The organism is Nitratireductor sp. WH36-1, from assembly GCF_058725515.1.
In genome coordinates this window covers 2,157,990-2,183,084 of record NZ_CM178970.1, presented here as the reverse complement: position 1 = coordinate 2,183,084, position 25,095 = coordinate 2,157,990, and the positions used below count along the sequence as shown (strand labels likewise).

24 protein-coding genes are annotated in these 25,095 nt (G+C 61.4%); 8 read left to right on the top strand and 16 right to left on the bottom strand.

Annotation, left to right across the window (positions count from 1 at the left end; all coding sequences use genetic code 11):
- Positions 1-19 precede the first annotated feature (19 nt).
- The 6 genes from AC4PTT_RS10255 to coaD all read right to left on the bottom strand — a co-directional run bounded on the left by AC4PTT_RS10255 (position 20) and on the right by coaD (position 5,553).
- Positions 20-1,429 carry a circularly permuted type 2 ATP-grasp protein gene (locus AC4PTT_RS10255; protein ID WP_492161076.1) on the bottom strand — a complete coding sequence of 470 codons (1,410 nt, stop codon included), beginning with the start codon at positions 1,427-1,429 and terminating at the stop codon, positions 20-22.
- Positions 1,430-1,580: 151 nt separating this feature from the next.
- Positions 1,581-2,711: a tRNA guanosine(34) transglycosylase Tgt gene (tgt, locus tag AC4PTT_RS10250; protein ID WP_492161075.1), complete on the bottom strand. Its 1,131-nt coding sequence runs from the start codon at positions 2,709-2,711 to the stop codon at positions 1,581-1,583.
- Positions 2,708-3,784, bottom strand: coding sequence for a tRNA preQ1(34) S-adenosylmethionine ribosyltransferase-isomerase QueA (gene queA, locus AC4PTT_RS10245; RefSeq protein ID WP_492161074.1), 1,077 nt, complete (start codon positions 3,782-3,784; stop codon positions 2,708-2,710). The genes tgt and queA overlap by 4 nt, the downstream gene beginning before the upstream one ends.
- Before the next feature lie 54 nt (positions 3,785-3,838).
- Complete coding sequence (locus AC4PTT_RS10240; RefSeq protein ID WP_113155257.1) at positions 3,839-4,315, bottom strand: peptidylprolyl isomerase; 477 nt, start codon at positions 4,313-4,315, stop codon at positions 3,839-3,841.
- Between the two features lie 128 nt (positions 4,316-4,443).
- Positions 4,444-5,034: a peptidylprolyl isomerase gene (locus AC4PTT_RS10235; RefSeq protein WP_206545238.1), complete on the bottom strand. Its 591-nt coding sequence runs from the start codon at positions 5,032-5,034 to the stop codon at positions 4,444-4,446.
- Positions 5,035-5,052: 18 nt separating this feature from the next.
- Positions 5,053-5,553: a pantetheine-phosphate adenylyltransferase gene (gene coaD, locus AC4PTT_RS10230; protein WP_113155259.1), complete on the bottom strand. Its 501-nt coding sequence runs from the start codon at positions 5,551-5,553 to the stop codon at positions 5,053-5,055.
- A 220-nt stretch (positions 5,554-5,773) separates the two neighbouring features.
- On the opposite strand from coaD, the gene AC4PTT_RS10225 reads away from it, so the two are divergent.
- Positions 5,774-5,920, top strand: coding sequence for a hypothetical protein (locus AC4PTT_RS10225; RefSeq protein ID WP_206545237.1), 147 nt, complete (start codon positions 5,774-5,776; stop codon positions 5,918-5,920).
- A gap of 48 nt (positions 5,921-5,968) precedes the next feature.
- Here the strand turns inward: AC4PTT_RS10225 and gyrA are convergent, their stop codons facing one another.
- A complete protein-coding gene (gene gyrA, locus AC4PTT_RS10220; RefSeq protein WP_317088174.1) occupies positions 5,969-8,836 on the bottom strand; it encodes a DNA gyrase subunit A in 2,868 nt (955 codons plus the stop codon).
- 231 nt (positions 8,837-9,067) lie between these two features.
- Here gyrA and AC4PTT_RS10215 point away from each other — a divergent pair, with 231 nt between their 5' ends.
- Complete coding sequence (locus AC4PTT_RS10215; RefSeq protein WP_206547518.1) at positions 9,068-9,700, top strand: MarC family protein; 633 nt, start codon at positions 9,068-9,070, stop codon at positions 9,698-9,700.
- A gap of 86 nt (positions 9,701-9,786) precedes the next feature.
- Positions 9,787-10,509: a transcriptional repressor LexA gene (gene lexA / locus AC4PTT_RS10210; protein WP_206547517.1), complete on the top strand. Its 723-nt coding sequence runs from the start codon at positions 9,787-9,789 to the stop codon at positions 10,507-10,509.
- 92 nt (positions 10,510-10,601) lie between these two features.
- On the opposite strand, the gene AC4PTT_RS10205 is transcribed toward lexA, so the two are convergent.
- Positions 10,602-12,107: an NAD(P)H-hydrate dehydratase gene (locus AC4PTT_RS10205; RefSeq protein WP_492161073.1), complete on the bottom strand. Its 1,506-nt coding sequence runs from the start codon at positions 12,105-12,107 to the stop codon at positions 10,602-10,604.
- Between the two features lie 280 nt (positions 12,108-12,387).
- Here AC4PTT_RS10205 and AC4PTT_RS10200 point away from each other — a divergent pair, with 280 nt between their 5' ends.
- Both AC4PTT_RS10200 and glnA read left to right on the top strand, forming a co-directional pair.
- Positions 12,388-12,726 (top strand): P-II family nitrogen regulator, encoded by a 339-nt coding sequence (locus tag AC4PTT_RS10200; RefSeq protein ID WP_007009552.1) that lies wholly within the window; start codon positions 12,388-12,390, stop codon positions 12,724-12,726.
- Between the two features lie 68 nt (positions 12,727-12,794).
- Entirely contained in the window at positions 12,795-14,204 is a 1,410-nt protein-coding gene (glnA, locus tag AC4PTT_RS10195) for a type I glutamate--ammonia ligase (protein ID WP_113155264.1), read from the top strand.
- A gap of 63 nt (positions 14,205-14,267) precedes the next feature.
- On the opposite strand, the gene AC4PTT_RS10190 is transcribed toward glnA, so the two are convergent.
- The gene (locus tag AC4PTT_RS10190; RefSeq protein WP_492161072.1) at positions 14,268-15,044 is read right to left on the bottom strand and encodes a hypothetical protein; all 777 of its coding nucleotides are present in this window, start codon (positions 15,042-15,044) and stop codon (positions 14,268-14,270) included.
- Between the two features lie 38 nt (positions 15,045-15,082).
- Here AC4PTT_RS10190 and AC4PTT_RS10185 point away from each other — a divergent pair, with 38 nt between their 5' ends.
- The 3 genes from AC4PTT_RS10185 to AC4PTT_RS10175 all read left to right on the top strand — a co-directional run bounded on the left by AC4PTT_RS10185 (position 15,083) and on the right by AC4PTT_RS10175 (position 17,722).
- Complete coding sequence (locus tag AC4PTT_RS10185) at positions 15,083-15,355, top strand: DUF4212 domain-containing protein (RefSeq protein ID WP_113155266.1); 273 nt, start codon at positions 15,083-15,085, stop codon at positions 15,353-15,355.
- A gap of 12 nt (positions 15,356-15,367) precedes the next feature.
- Positions 15,368-17,179: a sodium:solute symporter family protein gene (locus AC4PTT_RS10180; RefSeq protein WP_113155267.1), complete on the top strand. Its 1,812-nt coding sequence runs from the start codon at positions 15,368-15,370 to the stop codon at positions 17,177-17,179.
- 165 nt (positions 17,180-17,344) lie between these two features.
- A complete protein-coding gene (locus AC4PTT_RS10175; RefSeq protein ID WP_210343937.1) occupies positions 17,345-17,722 on the top strand; it encodes a YggT family protein in 378 nt (125 codons plus the stop codon).
- A gap of 370 nt (positions 17,723-18,092) precedes the next feature.
- Here the strand turns inward: AC4PTT_RS10175 and AC4PTT_RS10170 are convergent, their stop codons facing one another.
- From AC4PTT_RS10170 to AC4PTT_RS10140, 7 genes are all read right to left on the bottom strand, one after another.
- Positions 18,093-18,887: an ATP12 family chaperone protein gene (locus AC4PTT_RS10170; protein WP_492161071.1), complete on the bottom strand. Its 795-nt coding sequence runs from the start codon at positions 18,885-18,887 to the stop codon at positions 18,093-18,095.
- 73 nt (positions 18,888-18,960) lie between these two features.
- Entirely contained in the window at positions 18,961-19,941 is a 981-nt protein-coding gene (locus AC4PTT_RS10165; protein ID WP_113155269.1) for an RluA family pseudouridine synthase, read from the bottom strand.
- Between the two features lie 51 nt (positions 19,942-19,992).
- The gene (gene crcB, locus AC4PTT_RS10160) at positions 19,993-20,370 is read right to left on the bottom strand and encodes a fluoride efflux transporter CrcB (RefSeq protein WP_113156310.1); all 378 of its coding nucleotides are present in this window, start codon (positions 20,368-20,370) and stop codon (positions 19,993-19,995) included.
- A gap of 46 nt (positions 20,371-20,416) precedes the next feature.
- Positions 20,417-21,730: a replication-associated recombination protein A gene (locus AC4PTT_RS10155; protein WP_492161070.1), complete on the bottom strand. Its 1,314-nt coding sequence runs from the start codon at positions 21,728-21,730 to the stop codon at positions 20,417-20,419.
- Between the two features lie 69 nt (positions 21,731-21,799).
- Positions 21,800-23,305, bottom strand: coding sequence for a DegQ family serine endoprotease (locus tag AC4PTT_RS10150; RefSeq protein WP_492161069.1), 1,506 nt, complete (start codon positions 23,303-23,305; stop codon positions 21,800-21,802).
- Positions 23,306-23,580: 275 nt separating this feature from the next.
- On the bottom strand, positions 23,581-24,012 hold the full coding sequence (gene rplQ / locus AC4PTT_RS10145; protein ID WP_206545229.1) for a 50S ribosomal protein L17: 432 nt from the start codon (positions 24,010-24,012) through the stop codon (positions 23,581-23,583).
- 50 nt (positions 24,013-24,062) lie between these two features.
- Positions 24,063-25,073 carry a DNA-directed RNA polymerase subunit alpha gene (locus tag AC4PTT_RS10140; RefSeq protein WP_492161068.1) on the bottom strand — a complete coding sequence of 337 codons (1,011 nt, stop codon included), beginning with the start codon at positions 25,071-25,073 and terminating at the stop codon, positions 24,063-24,065.
- Positions 25,074-25,095: the final 22 nt, after the last annotated feature.

Sequence of the window (25,095 nt, the reverse complement as noted above, 5' to 3'; positions counted from 1 at the left end):
CTTAATCATCGAGCACCCCTCAGTCATCGAGCACCCATGTGTCCTTGGTGCCGCCGCCCTGTGAGGAATTCACCACCAGAGATCCCTTCTTGAGCGCCACCCGCGTCAGCCCGCCCGGCACGATGCGGATGCGGTCGGAGACCAGAACAAAGGGGCGCAGATCGACATGCCGCGGCGCCAGCCCCTTGCCGGTCATGATCGGGCAGGTGGAAAGCGAAAGCGTCGGTTGTGCGATATAGTTCTTCGGCCGCGCCCTGAGCTTTGCGGCGAAGGCCGAAAGCTCCTTCTTCGAGGCTGCGGGACCCACAAGCATGCCGTAACCGCCCGAGCCGTGCACCTCCTTCACCACCAGTTCGTCCAGATGGTCGAGCACATAGGCAAGACTGTCGGGCTCCGAGCAGCGCCAAGTGGGCACATTGGGCAGGATGGCCTTGCTGCCCGTGTAGAACTCGACGATTTCCGGCATGTAGGAATAGATCGCCTTGTCATCGGAAATGCCGGTTCCGGGCGCGTTGGCGATGGTGATGTTGCCGGCGCGGTAGACATCCATGATGCCCGGCACGCCCAGCACGGAATCGGACCGGAAGGTCAGCGGGTCGAGATAGTCGTCATCGATGCGCCGATAGAGGACGTCGATACGCTTGTAGCCCTGTGTGGTGCGCATGGCGACGTGCCCGTCCACCACCCGCAGATCCGGCCCTTCGACCAGCTCCACGCCCATCTGGTCGGCCAGAAAAGCGTGTTCGAAATAGGCGGAGTTGAAGCTGCCCGGCGTGAGAACGGCCACCGTCGGCGCGCCTTCGCAGTTCTGCGGCTTCACCGCATTGAGCGACTGGCGCAGGAGCCGGGGGTAATGCTCCACCGGCAGCACCTTCACCTGCTGAAACAGCTCCGGAAAGAGCTGCATCATCGTTTCGCGGTTCTCCAGCATGTAGGAGACGCCCGACGGTGTGCGGGCATTGTCCTCCAGAACGAAGAAATCATCCTCGCCGGTGCGCACGATGTCGACACCGGTGATGTGCGTGTAGACGCCACCCGGCGGCCGCACGCCGATCATCTCGGGCAGGAAGGCCTCATTGTTGGATATGATCTCCCTGGGAAGGCGCCCTGCCCGCAGGATTTCCTGCCGGTGATAGATGTCGTCCAGAAAGGCGTTGAGCGCCTGTACCCGCTGCTCGATGCCCTGAACGAGCCTGCGCCACTCCTTGCCGGAAATGATGCGCGGAACGATGTCGAAGGGAATGAGACGTTCAGCCGCTTCCTGCTCGCCATAGACCGCGAAGGTGATGCCCGTTCTGCGAAACACGCGCTCCGCGTCGTCGGCCTTCTTCTTGAGGCGTTTGGAATCCTGCCGGTCGAACCAGCGCTGATAATCTTCGTAGGGATCTCGTGCCTGGCCCCCCAGGCGCATCTCGTCGAATGGCGTCAAGAAATGCTCCTCTCACGAGCATTTCAACGGGGATACAGCCAAAAAGCAAGTCGTTTCTATAACTTACCGAAAACGCACCCGGAATGGGCGCGTTCTGCGCATGGTCCGGGCACTGCGCTGACCCCTTAAGCAGCGATCGCGGCGCGGCCGATCAGAGCGACGGCAGATCGCCTTTTTCCCAGGCAGCGGTGATCTCGGAAGCGCGCTCGGCAAAGCGGCCAGCCTCGATGGCGTCGCGAATATCCTGCATCAGAGACTGGTAATAGGCGAGATTGTTCCAGGTCAGAAGCATGCCTGCGAGCGATTCGCCCGACTTCACCAGATGATGCAGATAGGCGCGCGAATAATCACGGGCTGCCGGGCAATCGCTCTCTTCATCCAGCGGGCGCAGATCTTCCGCATGGCGGGCATTCTTCAGATTGATCTTGCCCCGGCGCGTGTAGGCAAGGCCGTGCCGGCCGGCGCGCGTCGGCATCACGCAGTCGAACATGTCTATCCCGCGCGCCACCGATTTCAGAATGTCGTCAGGCGTGCCGACGCCCATGAGATAGCGCGGCTTTTCAACCGGCAGAACAGGGCATGTGGCTTCCAGCATCTCAAGCATCACCGCCTGCGGCTCACCCACGGCCAGACCGCCAACGGCATAGCCCTTCAGGTCCATCGCAGCGAGTGCGGCAGCGGAACGCTCGCGCAGATGCGGTTTGTCGCCGCCCTGAACGATGCCGAACATGGCCTTGCCCGGCTGATCGCCAAAGGCGGTCTTGCAGCGCTCGGCCCAGCGCAGCGAAAGCTCCATCGCGCGCTCGATCTCTTTTTCTTCCGCCGGCAGCGCAACGCATTCATCGAGCTGCATCTGGATATCGGATCCGAGCAGCCCCTGAATTTCGATGGAGCGCTCCGGCGGCATCTCGAACACCTGACCGTCCACATGCGAGCGGAAGGTGACGCCCTTCTCGGTGATCTTGCGCAGTTCCGACAGCGACATCACCTGAAATCCGCCCGAATCCGTGAGGATCGGATAGGGCCAGCGCGCGAATTCGTGCAGTCCGCCCAGCCGCGCCATGCGCTCCGCACCCGGCCGAAGCATCAGGTGATAGGTGTTGCCGAGGATGATGTCGGCCCCCAGATCGCGTACCTGGTCCATATACATGGCCTTGACGGTGCCCGCCGTTCCCACCGGCATGAAAGCCGGTGTGCGGATCGTGCCGCGCGGCATGGTGATCTCGCCACGGCGGGCTTTTCCGTCCGAAGCGAGAAGGCGAAAGGTGAACCGGTCACTCACGGTTGGTCATCCCTGAAAAGCAGGCTGGAATCGCCATAGGAATAAAAGCGGTACTCATTGCTGATGGCGTGCTCATAGGCGCGCTTCATGCGTTCCGTGCCGCAGAAGGCCGAAACCAGCATGAACAGCGTCGAGCGCGGCAGGTGAAAATTCGTCATCAGAACATCGACGGTGCGGAAGCGATAGCCGGGCGTGATGAAGATGTCGGTCGCGCCGGACCAGGCTTCAAGCGCGCCCGTTCGTTGCGCCGCACTTTCCAGAAGCCTGAGCGATGTGGTGCCGACCGAGACGATCCTGCCACCCCGCGCCCGCACGGCGTTCAGCGCGGCAGCGGTCTGCGCGCTCACCTCGCCACGCTCAAAATGCATCTTGTGGTCGTCCGTATCGTCTACCTTCACGGGCAGAAAGGTGCCCGCCCCCACATGCAGCGTCACGAAGTGCCGCTCAATGCCGGCTGCATCCAGCGCCTGCATGAGTTCCGGCGTGAAGTGGAGCCCGGCCGTGGGCGCAGCCACCGCACCTTCCTCGCGGGCGTAGACCGTCTGATAATCGGTATCGTCGCGCGCATCTTCGGCGCGCTTTCCGGCAATGTAGGGCGGCAGGGGCATGTGGCCCGCAGCCGCAATCGCCTCATCCAGGATCGGACCGGAAAAGTCGAACACCAGCAGGGCTTCACCGCCCTCGCCCTTTTCGGCGACGGTTGCTTCCAGCGTTCCCAGAAAGCAGCTTTCGCCATCATGGCCGAACTGGATGCGTTCGCCCTGCTTCACCCGCTTTGCGGGTTTCAGGAAGGCGCGCCAGCGGTCCGGGCCTTCGCGCATATGCAGCGTGGCCTCGATGCGGGCCTGAGCCTCGCCACGGCGGCGGATGCCGGAAAGCCGGGCCGGAATAACCTTGGTATCGTTGAAAACGAGTGCGTCGCCGGGCTGAAGCAGCGACGGCAGGTCGCGGACCACGCGATCTTCAAGCGTGTCATCGCGAACCAGAAGCATGCGCGCGCAATCGCGCGGACTGACAGGCCGCAGCGCAATGCACTCTTCGGGGAGATCGAAATCGAAAATATCTACGCGCATGGCAGGTAAGGCCGGAAAGAGACCGGGCGGCGACTGCCGCCCGGTGTCAGAAATTTAAGCGACGTCAGCCGCAACGCGCATGGTGATGATGGAATCGGGCTCCGAAACCGGCTCACCGCGCTTGATCTTGTCGATGCTGTCCATGCCTTCGACCACCTGGCCCCAGGCCGAGTACTGACGGTCAAGCCACGGAGCCTTGTCGAAGCAGATGAAGAACTGCGAGTTGGCGGAATTCGGGTTCTGCGAACGGGCCATCGAGCAGGTGCCGCGCTCATGCGCCGTGTTGGAGAATTCGGCCTTGAGGTCCGGCTTGTCGGAACCGCCCATGCCGGTGCCCGTCGGGTCGCCGGTCTGCGCCATGAAACCGTCGATCACGCGGTGGAACACGATGCCGTCGTAGAAGTTCTCACGGGCCAGTTCCTTGATGCGCTTCACATGCTCGGGCGCAACGTCCGGGAAGAGCTGGATCACGACCTTGCCCTTGGTCGTCTCCATCACGATCGCGTTTTCCGGATCCTTGATATCAGCCATTTTTGTACCTTTCTTGTATCGACGCGGTTAGAGCGTTTGCGCTTTTCGGTGAATCGGGAAAACGCTCTAATGCATTGGTTTTGCGCAGTTCCGGACGGAAAAATGTTCCCGCTTTTCCTGGAACCGCTTTAATTCGCGCTGTCGCTCGCCATGCGTGCTTTCAGAACCTTGTCCGGGTTCTGCACCATGCCGTTTCTTGCGGAATCACCCTTCTTGATCTTGTCGACCAGCTCCATGCCCGATTCGACCTCGCCGATCACGGTATATTGGCCGTTGAGGTGCGAGGCGGGGGCAAACATGATGAAGAACTGGGAATTTGCGGAATTCGGATCCTGCGAGCGGGCCATACCGACCGTGCCGCGCGCAAAGTCTGCATCGGAGAACTCAGCGGGAAGATCGGGCTTTTCCGAACCGCCGGTGCCAACCAGACGCGCATCGAAACCATCTTCCACATCGCCGAACTGGACATCGCCGGTCTGCGCCATGAAGCCATCGATCACGCGGTGGAACGCGACATTGTCGTAAGCGCCTTCGGCCACCAGAGCCTTGATCTGTTCGACATGCTTGGGAGCCAGGTCAGGCCGCAGTCCGATAGTGACATCGCCGTTCTTGAGCGTGAGAATCACCGTGTTTTCGGGTTCGGCTGCAGTAGCAACGCCAAGACCGATCATGAGTGCACCGGCCACGAGCGCAGACGAGGCAAGCTTGCGAAGCTGCATGAAACTCTCCTTTTGGTTTCAGGCGGGGAATTTGGCTTTGAGCGCTTCCAGAACAACGGAAGGAACGAATGGCGCTATATTTCCGCCCATGGAAGCGATCTGCCGTACAAGTGTGGCGGTAATTGTGCGCACGGAAGGACTTGCCGGCAAAAAAACAGTCTGCAGGTCGGGCGCCATGGTTTCATTCATGCCCGCCATCTGCATTTCATAATCAAGATCGGTGCCATCGCGCAGGCCGCGGATCATGATCGATGCGCCATGCTCGCGCGCCGCATCGATGACCAGCCCGTCAAACGCGACAACCTCGATGCGCCCGGCATCGTCACCAAGCTCGGCCAGCGCAGAGCGCTGGATCAATGCGACGCGCTCCTCATAGGAAAAAAGAGGCTTCTTGCCCGGGTGAAGGCCGATCCCGACGACAATGCGGTCAGATACCGTGAGCGCGCCCTTGAGCACATCCAGGTGGCCATTTGTCAGTGGATCGAAAGACCCGGCATAAAAGGCTGTTCGTTCGGTCATGGCGTGCTTTTATCCGTCTTGCCGGGCGATGGCAATTCAGCAATCACGCCAGGGCAGCCCCGTCGGGCACAACGCCGCAGAGCGCATGAACGAGGCATGAACGCCCCATTCAAGAACGGTTCGAACCAGTTGGGCTAGTCAGGACACCAATGGCAGGGAGAGCGCCAGCCATGAAACCAAATGGCGTCTCTCTTCGTTAACAGGCCAAAGGAGACAAGCCATGCTTATCTTTACGCTCGCTGCCGCAATGACCGTCGCCATGCTGATCGCAACGGCGGTCGGCCTTCATGAAGAGGCCAACCGCATCAAGCTGGAAAACCGCGTGCGCAACACGGGCCGCAACACGGGCCATAGCCGCCTGCGTTAAAGGGCAGGAACGGATCCCTGCCCCTTACGTTTGGAAGAAGGCTGCCGATTATTCGGCAGCGCCCTCGCCGCCAGAAGCACCGTCTTCGCCAGCGCCATTGTCGGCACCAGTGTCAGCGCCATTGTCAGGCGTATCCGCGTTGGCGGCAGGAGCATCCCCCGCCTCGGCTGCGGCTTCTCCGTCCAGCGCTTCCATCTCTTCTTCTTCGGCCTGCGTATCGGAAATACGCTCAACCGAAACGACCTTCTCGCCCTTGGCCGTGTTGAAGATGGTCACGCCCTTGGTGGCGCGGCTTGCGATGCGGATGCCACCGACCGGAACGCGGATGACCTGACCGGCATTGGAAACCAGCATGATCTGATCTTCCTGCTCGACCGGGAACGCCGCGATGAGCGGACCGATCTCGCCGGTTTTGGAGACATCGGTGGCGCGAATGCCCTTGCCGCCACGTCCGGTGACACGGAAGTCGTAGCTGGACGAGCGCTTGCCATAGCCGAACTCGCTGACGGTCAGCACCATCTGCTCGCGCGCCTGAAGCTCTTCGAAGCGCTCCGTGGACAGACTTTCCTCCTCACCGACATCCTCGTTGGTGAGCGCCACTTCCTCTTCTTCACCCGAAGCCTGACGCCGCTCGGCGGCGGCCTGCTTGAGATAGGCAGCGCGTTCGGCCGGGCTTGCCTCCACATGGGCCAGGATGGCCATGGAGATGACCCGGTCGCCCTCGGCCAGATTGATGCCGCGCACGCCGATCGAGTTGCGCCCGGCGAAGACGCGTACATCGGTGACGCAGAAGCGGATGCACTGGCCCGAAGCCGCCGTCAGCAGAACGTCGTCGTCTTCGGTACAGGTGAAGACGCCGAGGATCTCGTCGCTCGGATCATCCAGCTTCATGGCTATCTTGCCATTGCGGTTGACCTGAACGAAATCCGACAGCTTGTTGCGCCGCACCGTGCCGCGTGTGGTGGCGAACATGACGTCCAGCGCGCCCCAGCTCTCTTCATCCTCCGGAAGCGGCATGATCGTGGTGATGCTCTCACCCTCTTCGAGCGGCAGCATGTTGCGCAGGAACTTGCCAACCGATTGCGGCGTACCGACCGGCAGACGCCAGACCTTCTCCTTGTAGACAATGCCACGCGAGGAGAAGAACAGGATCGGCGTGTGGGTGTTGGCGACGAAGAGTTGGGTGACGAAATCCTCGTCCTTGGTCGACATGCCCGAGCGGCCCTTGCCGCCACGCGCCTGCGCCCGGTAGATCGAAAGCGGCACGCGCTTGATGTAGCCCTTGCGCGTGACCGTGACGACCATGTCTTCACGCTGGATCAGGTCCTCATCGTCGAGATCTGCGCCACCTTCGGTGATCTCGGTGCGGCGCGGCGTGCCGAACTCGTCGCGCACGCCGATGAGCTCGTCCTTGACGATCTGCTGAATGCGGGCGCGCGAAGACAGAATCTCGAGGAAATCCGCGATCTCCACACCGATCTTGTTCAATTCGTCGGCGATCTCGTCGCGTCCGAGCGCGGTGAGGCGCTGGAGACGCAGCTCGAGGATCGAACGCGCCTGTTCTTCGGACAGATTGTAGGTGCCATCCTCGTTGATGCGGTGACGCGGATCATCGATCAGCAGGATCAGCGCTTCCACATCGGAGGCCGGCCAGCGGCGCTCCATCAACTGCTCGCGCGCGGTCTGCGGATCGGGCGCGTGACGGATGAGCTTGATCACCTCGTCGATATTGGCAACGGCAATCGCCAGGCCAACCAGGACGTGCGCGCGCTCACGCGCCTTGCGCAGCAGGTACTTGGTGCGCCGGCTGACCACTTCCTCGCGGAAGTAGACAAAGGCCTGGAGCAGATCAAGCAGGTTCATCTGTTCCGGCTTGCCGCCGTTGAGCGCCACCATGTTGGCGCCAAAGGAGGTCTGAAGCGGCGTGAAGCGATAAAGCTGGTTCAGCACCACATCGGCAACGGCGTCGCGCTTCAGCTCGACCACGACGCGGTAACCCTGACGGTCACTCTCGTCGCGAATGTCGGAAATGCCTTCAATGCGCTTGTCGCGGACCAGCTCGGCCATCTTTTCGATCATCGACGCCTTGTTCACCTGATAGGGAACTTCGGTGATGATGATGGCTTCGCGATCATTGCGCGCAGGCTCGATCGAGACCTTGCCGCGCATGAGGATCGAGCCGCGGCCCGTCTCATAGGCGCTGCGAATGCCCGAACGGCCGAGAATCAGGCCGCCGGTCGGGAAATCGGGACCGGGAATGATCTCCTGCAACTGCGGCAGGCCGAGTGCGGGGTTCTCGATCAGCGCCACGCAGCCATTGATGACTTCGACCAGATTGTGCGGCGGAATGTTCGTCGCCATGCCGACGGCGATGCCACCCGAACCATTGACCAGAAGGTTCGGATAGCGCGCCGGAAGCACGCGCGGCTCGCTGGAGGAGCCGTCATAGGTGTCCTGAAAATCGACCGTGTCCTTGTCGATGTCTTCCAGAAGCTCATGCGCGCCCTTGGTGAGACGCGACTCGGTGTAACGCATTGCCGCCGGCGGATCGCCGTCGATGGAGCCGAAATTGCCCTGCCCGTCGACCAGCGGCAGGCGCATGGACCAGTTCTGCGCCATACGCACCAAGGCGTCGTAGATGGCGGCATCGCCGTGCGGGTGGTATTTACCCATCACGTCGGCAACAGGACGGGCCGATTTCACATATTTGCGGTTCCAGTGGTAACCGCTCTCATGGGATGCATAGAGAATGCGCCGATGCACCGGCTTCAGACCATCGCGTGCATCCGGCAAGGCGCGGCTCACGATCACGCTCATCGCATAATCGAGATAAGAGCGCTGCATCTCCTCGACAATGGAAATCGGCTCGATTTCGTCGGGCTCGCCCGATCCGTTCGGCGTCGTCTGGTCAGTCAAAACGTGTCACATTCTTAATGAGGAATCACATACTCTTTATATATGAGCCGTCAGCGATTCTCCAATTGAGCATCCGTTTTTGATGACGGAAATCCAACGCAATTTCAGGCGCATACGAACCTCCTGGGGATGAGCGCCTTGACAAATTGCCGCAGGAAGCGAGCCTGCGTGAAGAATGAGGGCTTTTCCCTCGCATCCAAGCTGGGCTAGAGAGGCCGCAAGGAGAACCCGATGCCTGGTTACGATACCGTTTTCAACGCCTTCGTCACATTGCTGGTAACCGTCGACCCGCCAGGGCTTGCGCCGCTCTTTCTGGCGCTGACAGCGGGCATGAACCGCTCGGAGCGCAATCAGGTGGCCGTGCGCGCAGCCATCATCGGATTCGCCGTTCTGGCCCTGTTCGGCGTCGCTGGCAGCGCCATTCTGGCCGTGTTCGGCATCACGCTTCCCGCCTTCCGCGTGGCAGGCGGCCTGCTTCTTTTCTTCATCGCCTTCGAGATGATCTTCGAACGCCGCCAGGAGCGCCACGAAAAGAGCGCCGAGCGCGCGATCACGCGCGACATGATCCGCAACATCGCCGCCTTCCCGCTGGCCATTCCTCTGATCGCGGGTCCCGGCGCCATCTCGGCCACCGTGCTTCTTTCGGGCGAGTTCAATTCAATTCTTGGCACCATTGCGCTGCTTGGCATCCTGCTTGGAACGATCCTCCTCACCTATGCCGTTTTCACGCTGGCGGAGCGCGTGGACCGCTTTCTGGGCGAAACGGGACGCTCCATCCTGACGCGCCTCCTGGGCGTCATTCTGGCAGCCCTCGCGGTCCAGTTCGTGGCAGACGGAGCCAAGGCGCTTTTCGCTGCGCCATAGGCGCTGCAACCGGACGGTTGCGGAACACAACTGGAACATATAGAGTATGTTCTGGTTTTGTTTTTAACTGATTCTCGGTGGCGCCCATGCTGACCCGCAAGCAGCACGAACTTCTTCTGTTCATCCATGAACGACTGAAGGAGACCGGAATCCCGCCCTCCTTCGATGAAATGAAGGAGGCGCTCGACCTCGCCTCCAAGTCCGGCATTCACCGGCTGATCACGGCTCTGGAGGAGCGCGGCTTCATTCGCCGGCTCCCGAACAGGGCGCGTGCGCTGGAGGTTCTGCGGCTTCCCGATTCCATCGCGCCCGGCCTCAATTCCGGCGCGCGCGGCTTTTCGCCAAGCGTCATCGAGGGCAGCCTCGGCAAGACGCCCGCGCCAGCGGCCTCCAAGCCTGCCGCCAGCAATGATGACGCGCTTTCCGGCGTCGTTTCCGTACCTGTCATGGGCCGCATCGCTGCCGGTGTCCCCATCGACGCCATTCAGCACCAGACCCATTCCATCGCGGTTCCGCCGGACATGCTGACCGGTGGCGATCACTACGCGCTTGAGGTCAAGGGCGACTCGATGATCGATGCGGGCATTTTCGATGGCGACACGGTGATCATCCGCGAGACGCAGACCGCCAATCCCGGCGAGATCGTCGTGGCGCTGGTGGATCAGGAGGAAGCAACGCTGAAGCGCTTCCGCCGCAAGGGCGCATCTATTGCCCTTGAAGCGGCCAATCCGGCTTACGAAACCCGTATCTTCGGCCCCGACCGCGTCAAGGTGCAGGGTCGCCTCGTCGGCCTGATGCGCCGCTACTGAGTTTAAGACTATCCGGGGCGGCTTCAGGCATGCCCCGGTTCCGATGCCATCCGGCATCCAGAATGCGCGCTCTTTTCAAGCTCCGCATCGGTTCAGCCAACATCGTCCGGGAAGAGCGCCTGGAAGACATGCGGAAGCATCTCGGGGAGGTCTTCCGCAATCAGGCCCCGGCCAAACATCCCGCCAGCCTCTGCATGCAGCCACACGCCGGCCGATGCCGCCTCGAAGACCGGCATGCCCTGCGCCAGAAGGCTGACCACAATCCCGCACAGAACATCGCCAGAGCCCGCCGTCGCCAGGAAACGCGATCCGTTGGTGTTAATCGCGGCGCGCCCGTCCGGGCAGGCGACGACCGTGTCCGCCCCCTTCAGGATGATCACCGCTCCTGAGCGCTCTGCCGCTGCGCGCGCACGCTCCACCTTGGACATGGAAGCGTCAGCCGCGAGATCGCCGAAGAGGCGCGCGAATTCACCGTCATGCGGCGTCAGCACGGTCGCTAAGGCGGAGCTTCTCACGGCCTCGAAGAGCGTATCGGGCGCATCGGCAAAGGCGGTGATGGCGTCGGCATCCAGCACCAGCCCTTTCAGCCCTTCATCGCGCTCCAGAAAGCCCAGCGCGAAGCTGCGCGTGCGCTCGCCTGTGCCGGCTGCCGGACCGAGAACGGCGGCTGTCGGTTTTCGCTCATCGAGGAAGGCGATGAGTTCATCCACCGCCTCCGCCTTGCGCAGCATGATCGAGGTCAGGTGCATCGCGTTCACCGACAGGGCGTTTGCAGGCGAAAGCACCGTCACGGCCCCTGCCCCGGCGCGCGCCGCGCCACGCGCGGCAAGCCGCGCTGCACCAGTGGATGCGCCACCGCCCGAAACGACGGCCACATGACCACGCACATATTTATGCGCATCGATCTCCACCGCCGGCACGCCGTCGCGCCAGAGCGCCGGACCATTCTCCCAGAGGGCGATATCCATTGATGCAAGCGCCATCTCGGCAATGCCGATATCGGCCACGACCAGCTCGCCGCACAGGCGTCGACCGGGCATGAGCAGATGCCCCGGCTTTTTGCGGAAAAACGTGACGGTCAGGTCCGCATCGAAGCAGCTGCCGAGGGGCTTGCCCGTGAGACCCGAAAGACCGGACGGAAGATCCACGGCAACCACCGGGACGCCCGCAGCCGCAACCCGCTCGATGAGCTCGGCTTCAATGCCTTCGATTGGCTTTGAAAGCCCCGCGCCATAAAGCGCATCAACCACCACCCAGCCGGTCTCGGGGCGAAAATCGGCCAGCGCCTCGGGCGTTACAAAACAGTCTTCACGCGCCCTGGCGGCATCGCTGTCTTCCCGCGGCGCAGCATCGGCGAACAGGCGGACATTCACGCCGCGCTCGGCCAGAAGCCGCGCAATGACATAGCCGTCACCGCCATTGTTGCCCGGTCCACAGAGAACCGCGACGCCGGCAGCGCCGGAAAACCGCTCGAGGATAAGATCAGCCACCGCCGCGCCGGCATTGCGCATCAGCCCGTACCCGTCATGAGGGCCGGCTGCGATGGCCGCGCGATCCACATTGCCCATTTCTTCAGGTGTCAGAACAACCATACGCATAACAAGCTGCCGCTTTCTTCGGCTCATTGCATATTTTTTAAGCAAGTCTCAAACTGCGAACCGCACCGCATGGTTCCCATCTTGCTATCCGGGGGCGCTCGCCTAGCATGCCAAAGCCGGAGAAAACCGCGTCGCGCCAATTCTCAAACGCAGAATGCAGCGTTTGGCACGCAACATGCAAGGCTCTGTCACGAGTTGGCATGTTTCGTGCTTCAACCGAACCGGAGCAATAAGGGATGCGGACCATCCGTCCCTGAACCCATTTGGAGGCCACCGAGGCATGAAAAAGGTCGAAGCGATCATCAAACCCTTCAAGCTCGATGAGGTGAAGGAGGCCCTTCAGGAAATCGGCCTTCAGGGCATCACTGTCATCGAGGCGAAGGGTTTCGGACGCCAGAAAGGCCACACCGAGCTCTATCGCGGGGCGGAATATGTCGTCGACTTCCTCCCCAAGGTGAAGATCGAGGTCGTCCTGCCGGACGAAACCGTCGACGCCGCCATCGAGGCGATCCGCAAGGCAGCCCAGACAGGCCGCATCGGCGACGGCAAGATCTTCGTCACCAATGTTGAAGAGGTCATCCGCATCCGCACCGGCGAGACCGGCGCAGACGCAGTCTGACCCCAACCACCAGTTCCCGGACCGTGTCCGGATCATCAGGCAAGCTCATCGCAAACAGGAAAGCGAATATGACCACAGCACAAGACATCATGAAGCAGATCAAGGAAAACGACGTAAAGTTCGTCGATCTTCGCTTCACGGATCCAAGAGGCAAGCTTCACCATGTCACGATGGATGTCACGGCCGTGGATGAGGACATGTTCGCCGATGGCGTCATGTTCGACGGCTCGTCCATTGCCGGCTGGAAGGCGATCAACGAGTCCGACATGGTTCTGATGCCGGAGCCCGACACGGCGCATATGGACCCGTTCTTCGCCCAGTCCACGATGGCCATCGTCTGCGACATTCTCGACCCGATCTCCGGCGAGGCCTACAACCGTGACCCGCGCGGCACCGCCAAGAAGGCAGAAGCCTTCCTCAAGGCCGAAGGCTTTGGCGACACCGTCTATGTGGGCCCGGAGCCGGAATTCTTCGTCTTTGACGACGTGAAGTACAAGGCCGATCCCTACAACACCGGCTTCAAGCTCGACTGCAGCGAACTGCCGTCCAACGACGACGCCGACTACGAGACCGGCAATCTGGGCCACCGTCCGCGCATGAAGGGCGGCTATTTCCCGGTTCCGCCGATCGACTCCGCACAGGACATGCGCTCCGAGATGCTCACGGTCCTGTCCGAAATGGGCGTGATCGTTGAAAAGCACCACCACGAGGTGGGTGCTGCGCAGCACGAACTCGGCATCAAGTTCGAGACGCTCCTGAAGAGCGCCGACAGCGTTCAGAAGTTCAAATACGGCGTTCACCAGGTCGCCAATGCCTATGGCAAGACCGCAACCTTCATGCCGAAGCCGATCTATGGCGACAACGGATCGGGCATGCACGTCCACCAGTCGATCTGGAAAGACGGCAAGCCGACCTTTGCCGGCAATGAATATGCCGGTCTGTCCGAGAGCTGCCTCTACTATATCGGCGGCGTCATCAAGCACGCCAAGGCGATCAACGCCTTCACCAACCCGATCACCAACTCCTACAAGCGTCTTGTGCCCGGTTTTGAAGCCCCGGTCCTGCTCGCCTATTCGGCGCGCAACCGTTCGGCATCCTGCCGCATTCCGTTCGGCTCCTCGCCGAAGGCAAAGCGCGTCGAGGTTCGCTTCCCCGATCCGGGCGCAAACCCCTACCTCGCATTCGCAGCGCTGCTGATGGCCGGCCTCGACGGCATCAAGAACAAGATCCATCCCGGCCAGGCCATGGACAAGGATCTCTACGACCTGCCGCCGAAGGAGCTCAAGAAGGTGCCGACCGTCTGCGGTTCGCTGCGCGAAGCACTCATGGCGCTCGACAAGGACCGCGGCTTCCTGAAGGCCGGCGGCGTGTTCGATGACGATCAGATCGACGCCTATATCGAGCTGAAGATGTCGGAAGTGCTGCGTTACGAGATGACGCCGCACCCGGTCGAGTTCGACATGTACTATTCCGTTTGATCGCTACTGTTGGGGCGATCAGGGCTCCGTCTTCGGACGGGGCCCTTTTTTATTGCGGCGTGCTCAAGTGACCGACTGCGCCCGCCAGTCCTGCGCCAGTTGAGGAAGCTCTGCGCGTTCGCGGAACGAGCGCGCCACTTCACCGAAGGCGAAGCGGATCGAGTTCTCCACGATCTCACGGTCATACCGCTTGAGTTCGTCAGCGATCGGCGCCCATTTGAAAAGCGCCTTTGGGCTTTCGGTAAAGCAATCTGCGGCCAGCGCCGCATTCTGCCAGTGAACATCCGCGATACGCTTCACGAAAGCGCTGCGCCAGGCCTCCACCGTACCGGCATCGGGCAGCACATCGCCATTGTCCGCCAGTCCGGCCTCGTGACAATGAAGCGCCAGCGTGCGTGCCTCTTCCCCCTCCAGCGCGCCGCCAGAGGCCACCCTGGCAACGGCATGAACCGTCAGATCCGAGAGGCAGGCGGCAAACACATGCAGCTTGGCGATGTTGATGGATTCAACAAAGACATCATCCTCGAACATGGATGGATAGCGCGTTCCCATGCGCGCTTTCAGGTATCCATAGAGCTTCTTCTGCGCGACGAAAGATGAACGTGTGCAAACAAAGTCGCACATGATCCCGACAGTATTGATCGCTGTATTTTCACGCCGGAAACGCATGCGTGCTGCGGCTTCCCGCAAGAATAAAATGCCTTTCGACCACTCAACACCCATTGCGTGCTTCCCGTTACATACGACCAATGTCTCGATTTTCATTGAACTTGAGATGCCCAATGCTTGAGGCATTCCATTGTGATTCCAATTCCACAGAACCGCAATGGTGACATCCAACGACTTTCGTCGCTGACGTTTTTAGGGAGGAGGACAGCATGTCCGCTAATAACGCAGATGATGTGAGGGATCGCTACTGGGCAAAGACCAGAAACCTGACGATTGTGGTTCTGACGCTCTGGGCATTCTTCGCGCTTGTCGTGCCAGCCATGGTTTCGACGCTGGATCAATACACGTTCCTGGGCTTCCCACTCGGTTACTACATGATCGCCCAGGGTTCTCTGCTGGCCTTTGTCATCATCATCTGGGTGCAGAACTGGCGCCAGGATGCAATCGATGACGAGTTCGGCTTCGGCGAAGAAGACGAATAGGGAGGAACCGGCATGGCCTTATTACAGGGACGGTTCATTGATAATATCGGCCGGGTGTACACGCTCTACACCGGCGGTTTTCTAGCATTCATCCTCTTGATGGCGCTGTTGGAGCAATTCGGCGTCGGCGCCGACACGATCGGCATTCTGTTCGTGGCCTTCACCATCGGCATCTATGCTCTCATCGGCTGGTTATCGCGCACAATGGAGGTCGACGCCTACTATGTCGCCGGCCGACAGGTTCCTGCCGTCTATAACGGCATGGCGACAGCGGCCGACTGGATGTCGGGCGCATCTTTCGTGGCTCTGGCCGGCGGTGTCTATTTCGGCGGTTATGGCTACATGGCCTTCATCGTCGGCTGGACCGGCGGTTACGTGCTCGTCAACTCGCTGATGGCGCCCTATCTGCGCAAGTTCGGCTGCTACACGGTTCCAGACTTCATCGGCACGCGCTATGGCGGCAATCTTGCCCGTCTGTGCGCCGTGATCGTGCTTGTGGTCGCGTCCTTTACCTATGTGACGGCGCAGATCAACGCCACCGGCACCATCGCCGCCCGCGCACTTCACATTCCGTTCTCCTGGGGTGTCTGGTTCGGCCTTCTGGGCATTCTCTTATGCTCGATGCTCGGCGGCATGCGCGCCGTGACATGGACGCAGGTCGCACAGTACATCGTTCTCATCGTCGCCTATCTGGTGCCGGTGATCTGGATGTCCAACGTGCAGGGTTTTGGCCTGATCCCGCACTTCACCTATGGCGATGCAGCCTCCACCATGGCGCAACTCGAAGCGCAGTTCGGGCTCAACCCGCCAGCCGAGGCCATTCCGGGTCTCTCGGTGCTCACCACCCCGCATACCGGCCCGGTGGGCGATTACGCGGAGTGGAGGTTCATCACGCTCGCACTCGTCATGATGTGCGGCACGGCATCCCTACCCCATATCCTGATGCGCTACTTCACCACGCCGACCGTGCGCGCTGCGCGTAAATCGGTCGCCTGGTCGCTGCTCTTCATCTTCCTGCTGTACTTCACGGCGCCGGCTCTCGCCACGCTGACGAAGCTGCAGCTTCTCGATCCCAGCCTGCCGACGGCAATCATCGGCAAGCCGTTTGAAGAAGTGGCGTCGCTTGCGTGGATTCAGAACTGGGCAAGCGTGGGCTTCCTGGCCATCGCCGACCAGAATGGCGACGGTATCCTGCAGCTGAACGAGTTCTTCATGCGGCCGGACATCGTGGTGCTGGCAACGCCTGAAATCGCGGGTCTTCCCTATGTGATTTCCGGCCTGGTCGCCGCTGGCGGCATGGCGGCAGCCATGTCGACTGCCGACGGCCTTCTGCTGGCCATCGCCAACGCGCTCAGCCACGATCTCTACTACAAGATGATCGACCCGAAGGCAGACACTGCCGTCCGGCTCGTCGTCGCCCGTATCCTGCTTCTGGGCATCGGCGCGCTGGCAGCCCTGATCGCATCGCTGCAGCTCACCGGCATTCTCGGTGCAGTCGCATGGGCGTTCTGCTTCGCGGCATCCGGCCTCTTCTTCCCGCTCTGTCTGGGTGTGTGGTGGAAACGGGCAAACCGTGCAGGCGCAGTCGCCGGCATGGCCGCCGGCTTCACCGCCGGCACGCTCTACCTCTACTATGTCTACACCGGCGGAACGCCATGGTTCGGTCTCGACCATCTGCGCTTCGGCATTGTGGGCATGGCGGTGAGCCTGGTCTCCATGGTGGTGGTCACCCTGCTGACACCGGCTCCGGATGAGGAAATCCAGCGCATGGTGGAAGAAACCCGCGTGCCGACAGGCCCGTCCATTCTTTCCGACCAGCACTGAACAGTGCCAGATCGCCGTGCATCCATTCGAACGCACGGCGATCTAAACAATTGATCGAGCACCGGAACAGCCGAAAACCGGATTCCACTTTTCGATCCGATGCTCTAGGGTTTCGAAGTCAGGGGCGGGTTCTCCCGCCCCTGAATCACGCGGGGGAGATACTGCATGCAGGAAACGGTCGCCATACAGGAAACGATGGCCGCATTCCCGATCTGGGTGCTGGCGCTGGATTACATTCTCGGCGTCGTCATGTGGACGCTGATCGGCCGCGCCGCCATGAGCATTTTCCTGCCGGAAGATTCCAGTTTCTTCTTCATGCGCTTTTTCGTCCGTGCGACGAACCCGATCCTGAAATTCTTTCGCCCCATCACGCCCCGTTTTCTGCTGGAACCGCTGGTGCCGATCTATGTGGCGTGGTTCTTCTTCATGATCCGGTTCTATCTCATGCCCTGGCTGCTCGGCTATTCGGTGATGGGCATGCTGTCATTCCCGCTCGAAAGCGAGATCTCCGCCGTGCTCTACAAGATGTTTGGCGGAAGCTAGATAGCCGCGCGTCCATTCGGACACAGCGGGGCGCAACGCCCTGCTGCATAGACCCGGTGCGTGGTCCGACAGGCTCACCATGAGGGAAGTCGCGCCCGGCAGTGAATCCTGATCAAAGGCATTACCGCAGGTTTGACCGCCAATGCCCTTCCTCATGGTGAGCCTGTCGAACCACGCACCGCACTGTCAACACGAAATGACCGCGTTCCGACGAACACAGGAGCAGCCGTGTTCTCAATCGAAAAGCGGCTTCCACTTGTCAGCCCAACGCCTTTAAAACCCGCACACAAATGCGAAACCGCCCTGCCTTCCGGCAGAGCGGTGGAGTTTCTCACTGCTTGATGGACTGATGCCGCCCGGAAATACGCCGTCAGTCGTCCAGCGCACGCAGGAGCGTTGCAGCGCCCATCATGTCGCGCTGACGCGCGGAGCGCCGCAGTGTGGCTTCTGAATCCTCGCCCCACAGGCCGATGTTCCAGTCCTCATCCACATGCGCCGCGGACCAGGCCTCATCCGGCGTGAGTTCCCGCGCCTCGACGGCAAGCGACAGAAGAGCCGATCCCATCAGCGTCGTCATCACGTGGAGAGCGGCAAGGCGGAACGGCTCGTTCTTCTGGCGCATATAAGCGCTGACGGCGGCAATCGCTTCACGCGGCTGCTCCACATGGATCACGCCTTCGGCCAGAACGAAATGCGCGCCCATATGCTGCTGCGCCCAGTCCAAAACCGGGTCCCAGGCCTTCGCCTGCAACTCGACGAGACGTTCAGGAGACGGCGCGCGGTAGCAGACAAGATCGCCGGTCACATAGCGCAGAACATCTTCGAGAACAGTCTGCGCGTGAGCCGCGACACCGTCGATGGCGGTGTTCACCAGCCGGGTCACCGGCATGGTGGCCGGATCGATCTCATCGCCCTGCGCTTCATATTCGCGCGCCACCAGAAGCGCCGTCGCTTCATTCGGCAGCAGAACGGTGTTGGCGCTCGGCGTGCGTACGCTCTTGCCGTCGAGCTGCACGGCAAAACCGCCCTCTTCCTGTGCAGCAACCGCCACATCCTTGTAGAAGCGCTTGGGCAGCGGCTTCTTCATTGTGCTTTGCGCACGCCGGATCGGGTCCAGCTCCGCTGGCGTCTTTCCGTCTTCGAGGTCGTTCAGAAGGTCACGCATGGCTGTTCATATAGTGAGTGTTGGCAATTTGGCGAGTGAAACGACGCAAAGGGTGCGCGATTCAACACCGCCATCAATCTTCGGCGGAGGCTTCGTCAAAGCCCAGAAGGTTCCAGCTCTGACGCATGTGTGGCGGCAGCGGCGCCGTCACATCGATCTTGCCGCCGCCCGGATTGGGAATGATAATGCGCCGGGCATGCAGGTGCAGACGCTTCTGAATGCCGCCCGGGAACTCCCAGTTCTGATCGGCCTCGAAATATTTCGGATCACCGATGATCGGGCAGCCGATATGGGCGGCATGCACGCGCAGCTGGTGGGTGCGGCCGGTATAGGGCTCCATCTCGAGCCACGAGAGCGCGCTGCCGGCGGTTTCAATGACCCGGTAGTTGGAAACCGCATGGTCGGAATCGGGTTCGCCATGCTTGACCACCCGCATGCGGTCGCCATCCGGCGTCTGCTCCTTGGCGAGCCAGGTGGAAATGCGCGCCTCATCCCGGTTCGGAACGCCCTTCACAAGCGCCCAATAGGTTTTCTTGGTGTCGCGCGCGCGAAACGCCTCGGCAAGCCGCATGGCAGCCTGGCGCGTGCGTGCAACCACAAGAACACCGGAAGTGTCGCGGTCCAGACGATGCACCAGCCGGGGCTTCTCGCCCTTCTTGTTGCGCAGCGCTTCCAGCATGCCGTCGACGTGCCGGTTCACACCGGAGCCACCCTGCACGGCAAGGCCGGCCGGCTTGTTGAAGACATAGACCTTCGGGTCTTCATAAAGCAGCATCTGCATCAGAGCTTCAGCGTCGCCCGTGTTGCGCAGGCTGTGTGCGGTGGTCTGTCCGCCGCCCTTGCGGTCCACTTCCAGCGGCGGCACGCGCACCACCTGCCCCGGCTCAAGCCGCGTATCGGCCTTGGCGCGGCTGCCGCTCACCCGGATCTGGCCGGAGCGCAGGAGCTTCTGCAAATGCCCGAATCCGAGCCCCGGAAAATGCGCCTTGAACCAACGGTCCAGCCGCATTCCGTTCTCGTCCTTGTCCACTTCGATCTGCTGAACGCCAGCCATTTCACCTATCCATTGAAAACACCGCCTCGGGCGAGATGTGAAAACATCGCCTCAGGCGAAATGCCGAACCAGCCAAAGGCCGGCGAAAAGCGCGGCAATCGCGCCGCAAACACTGACGAGCACATAAGACGCCGCAACCAGCCCTTCGCCGCGTTCCCACAGAACCGCGACATCGAGCGAAAAGGCCGAGAAGGTCGTGAACCCGCCAAGCAGCCCCGTCGCCATGAAGAGCCGCAGCTCGGGAGACGCCCCCGTTCGGCGCGCCAGCCATTCGATGAACGCACCCATGACGAAAGACCCGACCAGATTCACCGTCAGCGTTCCCCAGGGAAAGCCCAGCCCCAGAAGGCGCATGGCGGCCAGTCCCGTCAGGTGTCGGAGGCTCGCCCCAACGGCACCGCCGATGGCGACGATCAGCAAATGACTCATGGCGCTCTTTTCGCAGAAGCTGCGCAAAAATCAACAACTGCGCGCATTACGGTTCACCACGCTCCCTGCGCAATCGCGCCCAGTAGTCGAGCCGCTTGCGGATTTCGCGCTCAAAGCCGCGCTCGGGCGGGTCGTAATAGCGCCTGCGCCCCATCTCCTCGGGGAAATAGTTCTGGCCCGAGAATGCATCCGGCGCGTCATGGTCGTAGGCATAGCCTTCGCCATAGCCGCTTTCCTTCATCAGCTTGGTCGGCGCATTGAGAATGTGCTTGGGCGGCAGCAGGGAACCGTTCGCCTTGGCGTCGGCAAAAGCCTGTTTGAAGGCGGTGTAGACGCCGTTGGATTTTGGCGCGGTCGCCAGATAGACGCAGGCCTGCGCAAGCGCAAGCTCGCCCTCCGGCGAACCGAGATATTCATAGGCGTCTTTGGCCGCCGTGGCGATGCCCAGCGCCTGCGGATCGGCAAGCCCGATATCCTCCACCGCCATGCGCACGAGCCGGCGGCCAATGTAAAGCGGATGCTCGCCGGCATCGAACATGCGGCAAAGATAATAGAGAGCGGCGTCGGGATCGGAGCCGCGCACCGATTTGTGCAGCGCCGAGATCAGATTGTAATGCCCGTCCTGCCCCTTGTCGTAGACTGGCGCCCGCCGCTGCGCCACGCGCTGAAGACCTTCGGCGTCGAACACCTCGCCTTCACGCGCGGCGCGCCAGACCTCTTCGGCAAGCGTCAGCGAAGCGCGTCCGTCACCATCCGCCATGCGCACGAGCACGGCCCGCGCTTCCTCGTCCAGCGGCAGCGCCTTGCCTTCAAGCGCTTCCGCCCGTTCCAGAAGCCGCATCAGGCTTTCCGCATCAAGCGTGTTGAAGTTCAGGACGCGCGACCGCGATAAAAGAGCGGCGTTGAGTTCGAAGGACGGGTTTTCGGTCGTTGCGCCAACGAGAACCACGGTCCCGTCTTCCATGACCGGCAGAAAGGAATCCTGCTGCGAACGGTTGAAGCGATGGATCTCGTCCACGAAGAGCAGCGTCTGCCGCCCCTGACTGCGCCGCAACCGGGCGGCCTCAAACACCTTTTTGAGATCCGCCACGCCGGAGAAAATCGCCGAGATCTGCTCAAACGCCAGATCCGTTTCGCCCGCAAGTAGCCGGGCAACCGTGGTCTTTCCCGTGCCGGGTGGCCCCCAGAAGATCAGCGAACCGAGCGATCGGCTCGCAATCATGCGGGTCAATATCCCGTCCGGTCCGGTCAGATGCTCCTGCCCGACAACTTCGTCCAGCTTCATTGGCCGCAGGCGATCTGCCAGAGGCCGGTTCATGGCTGGCTGGGCATCGTCGGTCTTGGCGAAAAGGTCACTCATCGGTCATTGATTTCCAAGGGGCAGTTCCACAGGGCATTCCCGCACGGGAACTGTATACGGTATCGGGCGTCAGAAACGCAGTCTCTGGCGCAGTATGCGTCCATCGCGTTCGATGGCAAAGGCCCAGCGACGGCCAGTGTCTCGCACCACCACCTGCATGGTGTCAGCATCCTCGATCTCTATCCCATTCACCTCGCGAATGATATCGCCGGGGCGCAGGCCCACACTGCCGGCGGGCGAACGGCGCTCCACATCAAGGATCACGACACCCTTCTTGTTGAGCGGCAGTTTCAGACGCTGGGCAAGCCGTGGCGAGAGCGTCGCGATGGATGCGCCGGCGAACGGGCCGCGCCCGTCGAGCAGCAGTGTCTGCGGTTCGCCGCCATCCGACAGGCGCTCCAGACGGAATTTCAGTTCCTGCGTATTGCCGTCGCGCAGGATGCGGATAACGCCTTCTTCATCCAGCGGATGTGTGACGAGCCGGTATTCAAGCGCATCGGGATGCTGGATATCCGCACCATCCATGGCCACGACCACATCGCCTGGACGCAGGCCTGCCTTCACGGCCGGGCTTTCGGGAGCGATTTCACGCACGAGCGCTCCAACCGGACGGTCCATGCCGAGCGCTTCGGCAATCTGCGCGGTGACGGGATCGAAAGACGCGCCGAAGAACGGACGCTCAAACGTCTCCGCACCATCGAGCGCCGCATTCACCACCGCGCGCACCATATTGGCCGGAATGGCGAAACCGATGCCGATGGAACCGCCACTGCGGCTGACGATGGCCGTGTTGATGCCGATTACCTGTCCACGCATGTCGATCAGCGCACCACCGGAATTGCCCGGATTGATGGCGGCATCGGTCTGAATGAAGAAACCGAAATCCGACACGCCCACATGGCTGCGCGCAAGGGCTGAAACGATGCCGCTCGTGGTCGTCTGGCCCACACCGAAGGGATTGCCAATGGCCAAAACCAGATCACCGACCTCAAGTGCGTCGGAATCGCCAAGCCGAACGGCCGGAAACGCCTCATCGTCCTGAATTTTGAGCACCGCCAGGTCGAGCGCCTTGTCCTTCAGGAGAATCTCGCTCTCAAATTCGCGGCCATCGGCAAGCGCAACCTTCACCTCATCCGCATCGCTGATGACGTGATTGTTCGTCACAATCACGCCGCTCGGGTCAACCAGAACGCCGGAGCCCAGTGATGAGCGTACGCGCGGCGGCATTTGCGGCCGGCCGAAAAACTGTTCGAAGAACGGGTCACCCATGAACGGTGAACGGACCTGCACGGTCGACGAGGCGTAGACATTCACCACGGCCGGCGATGTTTCGCGCACGAGCGGCGCAAAGGAAAGCTGAATGTCCTCGCGTCCGAATGGCACGCGCCGCTCAGCGCCGTCGGAAACCGGGGCCTGAAGCTCAGCCGGCGCATCAGCGTCACTCTTCAAAAGCCCGGAAAGAAATCCGCGCAGGGTCCCGCCCCCGCTTTCCTGGGCAAGCGCTGCCCCGGTGGCGATTACGCCCACCGCTACGACGAGAGCAACGACCCTTAGAAAATCAGAACGCATCCGCATATGCCTGGCCTCGATCAATTCTGGACCGGTTCAGCGCCTGGCGGAGACGCGGCTCCAGTCGATATCCAATGGATCCGGGCATCTATGCCATCTCGACTGTCTCCAGCCGACTGCAAAACGCCCCGGGAAGTGAAACCGGAAGAGATACCGGTCGCGCATCCTTGTTCCAGAGGATTGTGCATTTTGAAAGGCGTCGCCGGGTCAGCCACGCCATTTTCGCGCAACAAAAAAGGGGCCGCGAAGCCCCTTTTTATGTGTGCTCAAGGCGCGCAATATTATGCGGCTTCGGCCTCTTCGTTGCCACCCTCGGCTTCGAGACGTGCGCGATCTGCTGCGCCCTTCGCCTCGAGGTCGCGGTCGACGAACTCAATGACAGCCATCGGCGCATTGTCGCCGTGGCGGAAGCCGGCCTTCATGATGCGGGTGTAGCCGCCATTGCGCTCTGCATAACGCGGAGCGAGCGTGTCGAACAGACGACGGACCAGCGCTTCGTCGCGGATGGCCGAAATGGCCTGACGACGGGCGTGCAGGTCGCCGCGCTTGCCGAGCGTCACCAGCTTTTCCACGATCGGGCGAAGTTCCTTCGCCTTCGGCAGAGTGGTGACGATCTGTTCGTGTTCGATCAGCGAAGCCGCCATGTTGGCAAAGAGCGCCTTGCGGTGGCTTGCCGTCCTGTTCAGCTTGCGGCCGGATTTTCCGTGACGCATGGCCTTTCTCCTTCAATCCCCGTCGCCCGAACTTGGCGGGCTCTACGGGCCTAGTATTGGTCTTCGTAACGCTTGGCGAGTTCTTCGATGTTTTCCGGCGGCCAATCCTCGACTTCCATGCCGAGGTGGAGCCCCATCGAGGCCAGCACTTCCTTGATTTCGTTGAGCGACTTGCGGCCGAAGTTCGGCGTACGCAGCATCTCGGCTTCCGTCTTCTGGATCAGGTCGCCGATATACACGATGTTGTCGTTCTTCAGGCAGTTTGCAGAGCGAACCGAAAGCTCCAGCTCGTCCACCTTCTTGAGAAGCGCCGGGTTGAAAGCGAGCTCGGCCACCTGTTCGGCGGGCTGCTCCTTCTGCGGCTCTTCGAAGTTGACGAACAGCGCCAGCTGGTCCTGCAGGATGCGAGCAGCAAAAGCCACTGCGTCCTCGCCCGTCACCGAACCGTTGGTCTCGATGGTCATGGTCAGCTTGTCATAGTCAAGAACCTGGCCCTCGCGGGTGTTCTCAACCTTGTAAGAGACCTTCTTGACCGGCGAGTAGAGGCTATCGACCGGGATGAGTCCGATCGGCGCATCTTCTGCACGGTTGCGGTCAGCCGGGACATAGCCCTTGCCGTTGTCGACGGTGAACTCCATGCGGATTTCCGCGCCCTCGTCCAGCGCGCAGAGCACGTGATCGGGGTTGAGAACTTCCACATCGCCCACGGTCTGGATGTCGCCAGCCGTTACGGCGCCCGGACCCTGCTTGCGCACAACCATGCGCTTGGGGCCTTCGCCTTCCATGGAGAGCGCGATTTCCTTGATGTTCAGGACAATGTCCGTCACATCTTCACGCACGCCGGGGATCGACGAGAATTCGTGCAGCACGCCATCGATCTGCACAGCGGTCACAGCCGCGCCGCGCAGCGACGACAGCAGAACGCGACGCAGCGCATTGCCGAGGGTCAGACCGAAGCCACGCTCAAGAGGCTCGGCCACCAGCGTGGTGATCGTGCGACCCTTGGACGAAAACTCGACCTTGTTCGGCTTGATAAGTTCTTGCCAGTTCTTCTGGATCATTCCGGGTTCCTTCCGTTACCCC

Bases quoted from the DNA above. Each gene is read 5' to 3' on its own strand.
- queA (WP_492161074.1), bottom strand. From the start codon at position 3,784: ATGCGCGTAGATATTTTCGATTTCGATCTCCCCGAAGAGTGCATTGCG.
- AC4PTT_RS10240 (WP_113155257.1), bottom strand. From the start codon at position 4,315: ATGGCTGATATCAAGGATCCGGAAAACGCGATCGTGATGGAGACGACC.
- AC4PTT_RS10235 (WP_206545238.1), bottom strand. From the start codon at position 5,034: ATGCAGCTTCGCAAGCTTGCCTCGTCTGCGCTCGTGGCCGGTGCACTC.
- coaD (WP_113155259.1), bottom strand. From the start codon at position 5,553: ATGACCGAACGAACAGCCTTTTATGCCGGGTCTTTCGATCCACTGACA.
- AC4PTT_RS10225 (WP_206545237.1), top strand. From the start codon at position 5,774: ATGCTTATCTTTACGCTCGCTGCCGCAATGACCGTCGCCATGCTGATC.
- AC4PTT_RS10215 (WP_206547518.1), top strand. From the start codon at position 9,068: ATGCCTGGTTACGATACCGTTTTCAACGCCTTCGTCACATTGCTGGTA.
- lexA (WP_206547517.1), top strand. From the start codon at position 9,787: ATGCTGACCCGCAAGCAGCACGAACTTCTTCTGTTCATCCATGAACGA.
- AC4PTT_RS10205 (WP_492161073.1), bottom strand. From the start codon at position 12,107: ATGCGTATGGTTGTTCTGACACCTGAAGAAATGGGCAATGTGGATCGC.
- AC4PTT_RS10200 (WP_007009552.1), top strand. From the start codon at position 12,388: ATGAAAAAGGTCGAAGCGATCATCAAACCCTTCAAGCTCGATGAGGTG.
- glnA (WP_113155264.1), top strand. From the start codon at position 12,795: ATGACCACAGCACAAGACATCATGAAGCAGATCAAGGAAAACGACGTA.
- AC4PTT_RS10185 (WP_113155266.1), top strand. From the start codon at position 15,083: ATGTCCGCTAATAACGCAGATGATGTGAGGGATCGCTACTGGGCAAAG.
- AC4PTT_RS10180 (WP_113155267.1), top strand. From the start codon at position 15,368: ATGGCCTTATTACAGGGACGGTTCATTGATAATATCGGCCGGGTGTAC.
- AC4PTT_RS10175 (WP_210343937.1), top strand. From the start codon at position 17,345: ATGCAGGAAACGGTCGCCATACAGGAAACGATGGCCGCATTCCCGATC.
- AC4PTT_RS10170 (WP_492161071.1), bottom strand. From the start codon at position 18,887: ATGCGTGACCTTCTGAACGACCTCGAAGACGGAAAGACGCCAGCGGAG.
- AC4PTT_RS10165 (WP_113155269.1), bottom strand. From the start codon at position 19,941: ATGGCTGGCGTTCAGCAGATCGAAGTGGACAAGGACGAGAACGGAATG.
- crcB (WP_113156310.1), bottom strand. From the start codon at position 20,370: ATGAGTCATTTGCTGATCGTCGCCATCGGCGGTGCCGTTGGGGCGAGC.
- AC4PTT_RS10155 (WP_492161070.1), bottom strand. From the start codon at position 21,730: ATGAGTGACCTTTTCGCCAAGACCGACGATGCCCAGCCAGCCATGAAC.
- AC4PTT_RS10150 (WP_492161069.1), bottom strand. From the start codon at position 23,305: ATGCGGATGCGTTCTGATTTTCTAAGGGTCGTTGCTCTCGTCGTAGCG.
- rplQ (WP_206545229.1), bottom strand. From the start codon at position 24,012: ATGCGTCACGGAAAATCCGGCCGCAAGCTGAACAGGACGGCAAGCCAC.
- AC4PTT_RS10140 (WP_492161068.1), bottom strand. From the start codon at position 25,073: ATGATCCAGAAGAACTGGCAAGAACTTATCAAGCCGAACAAGGTCGAG.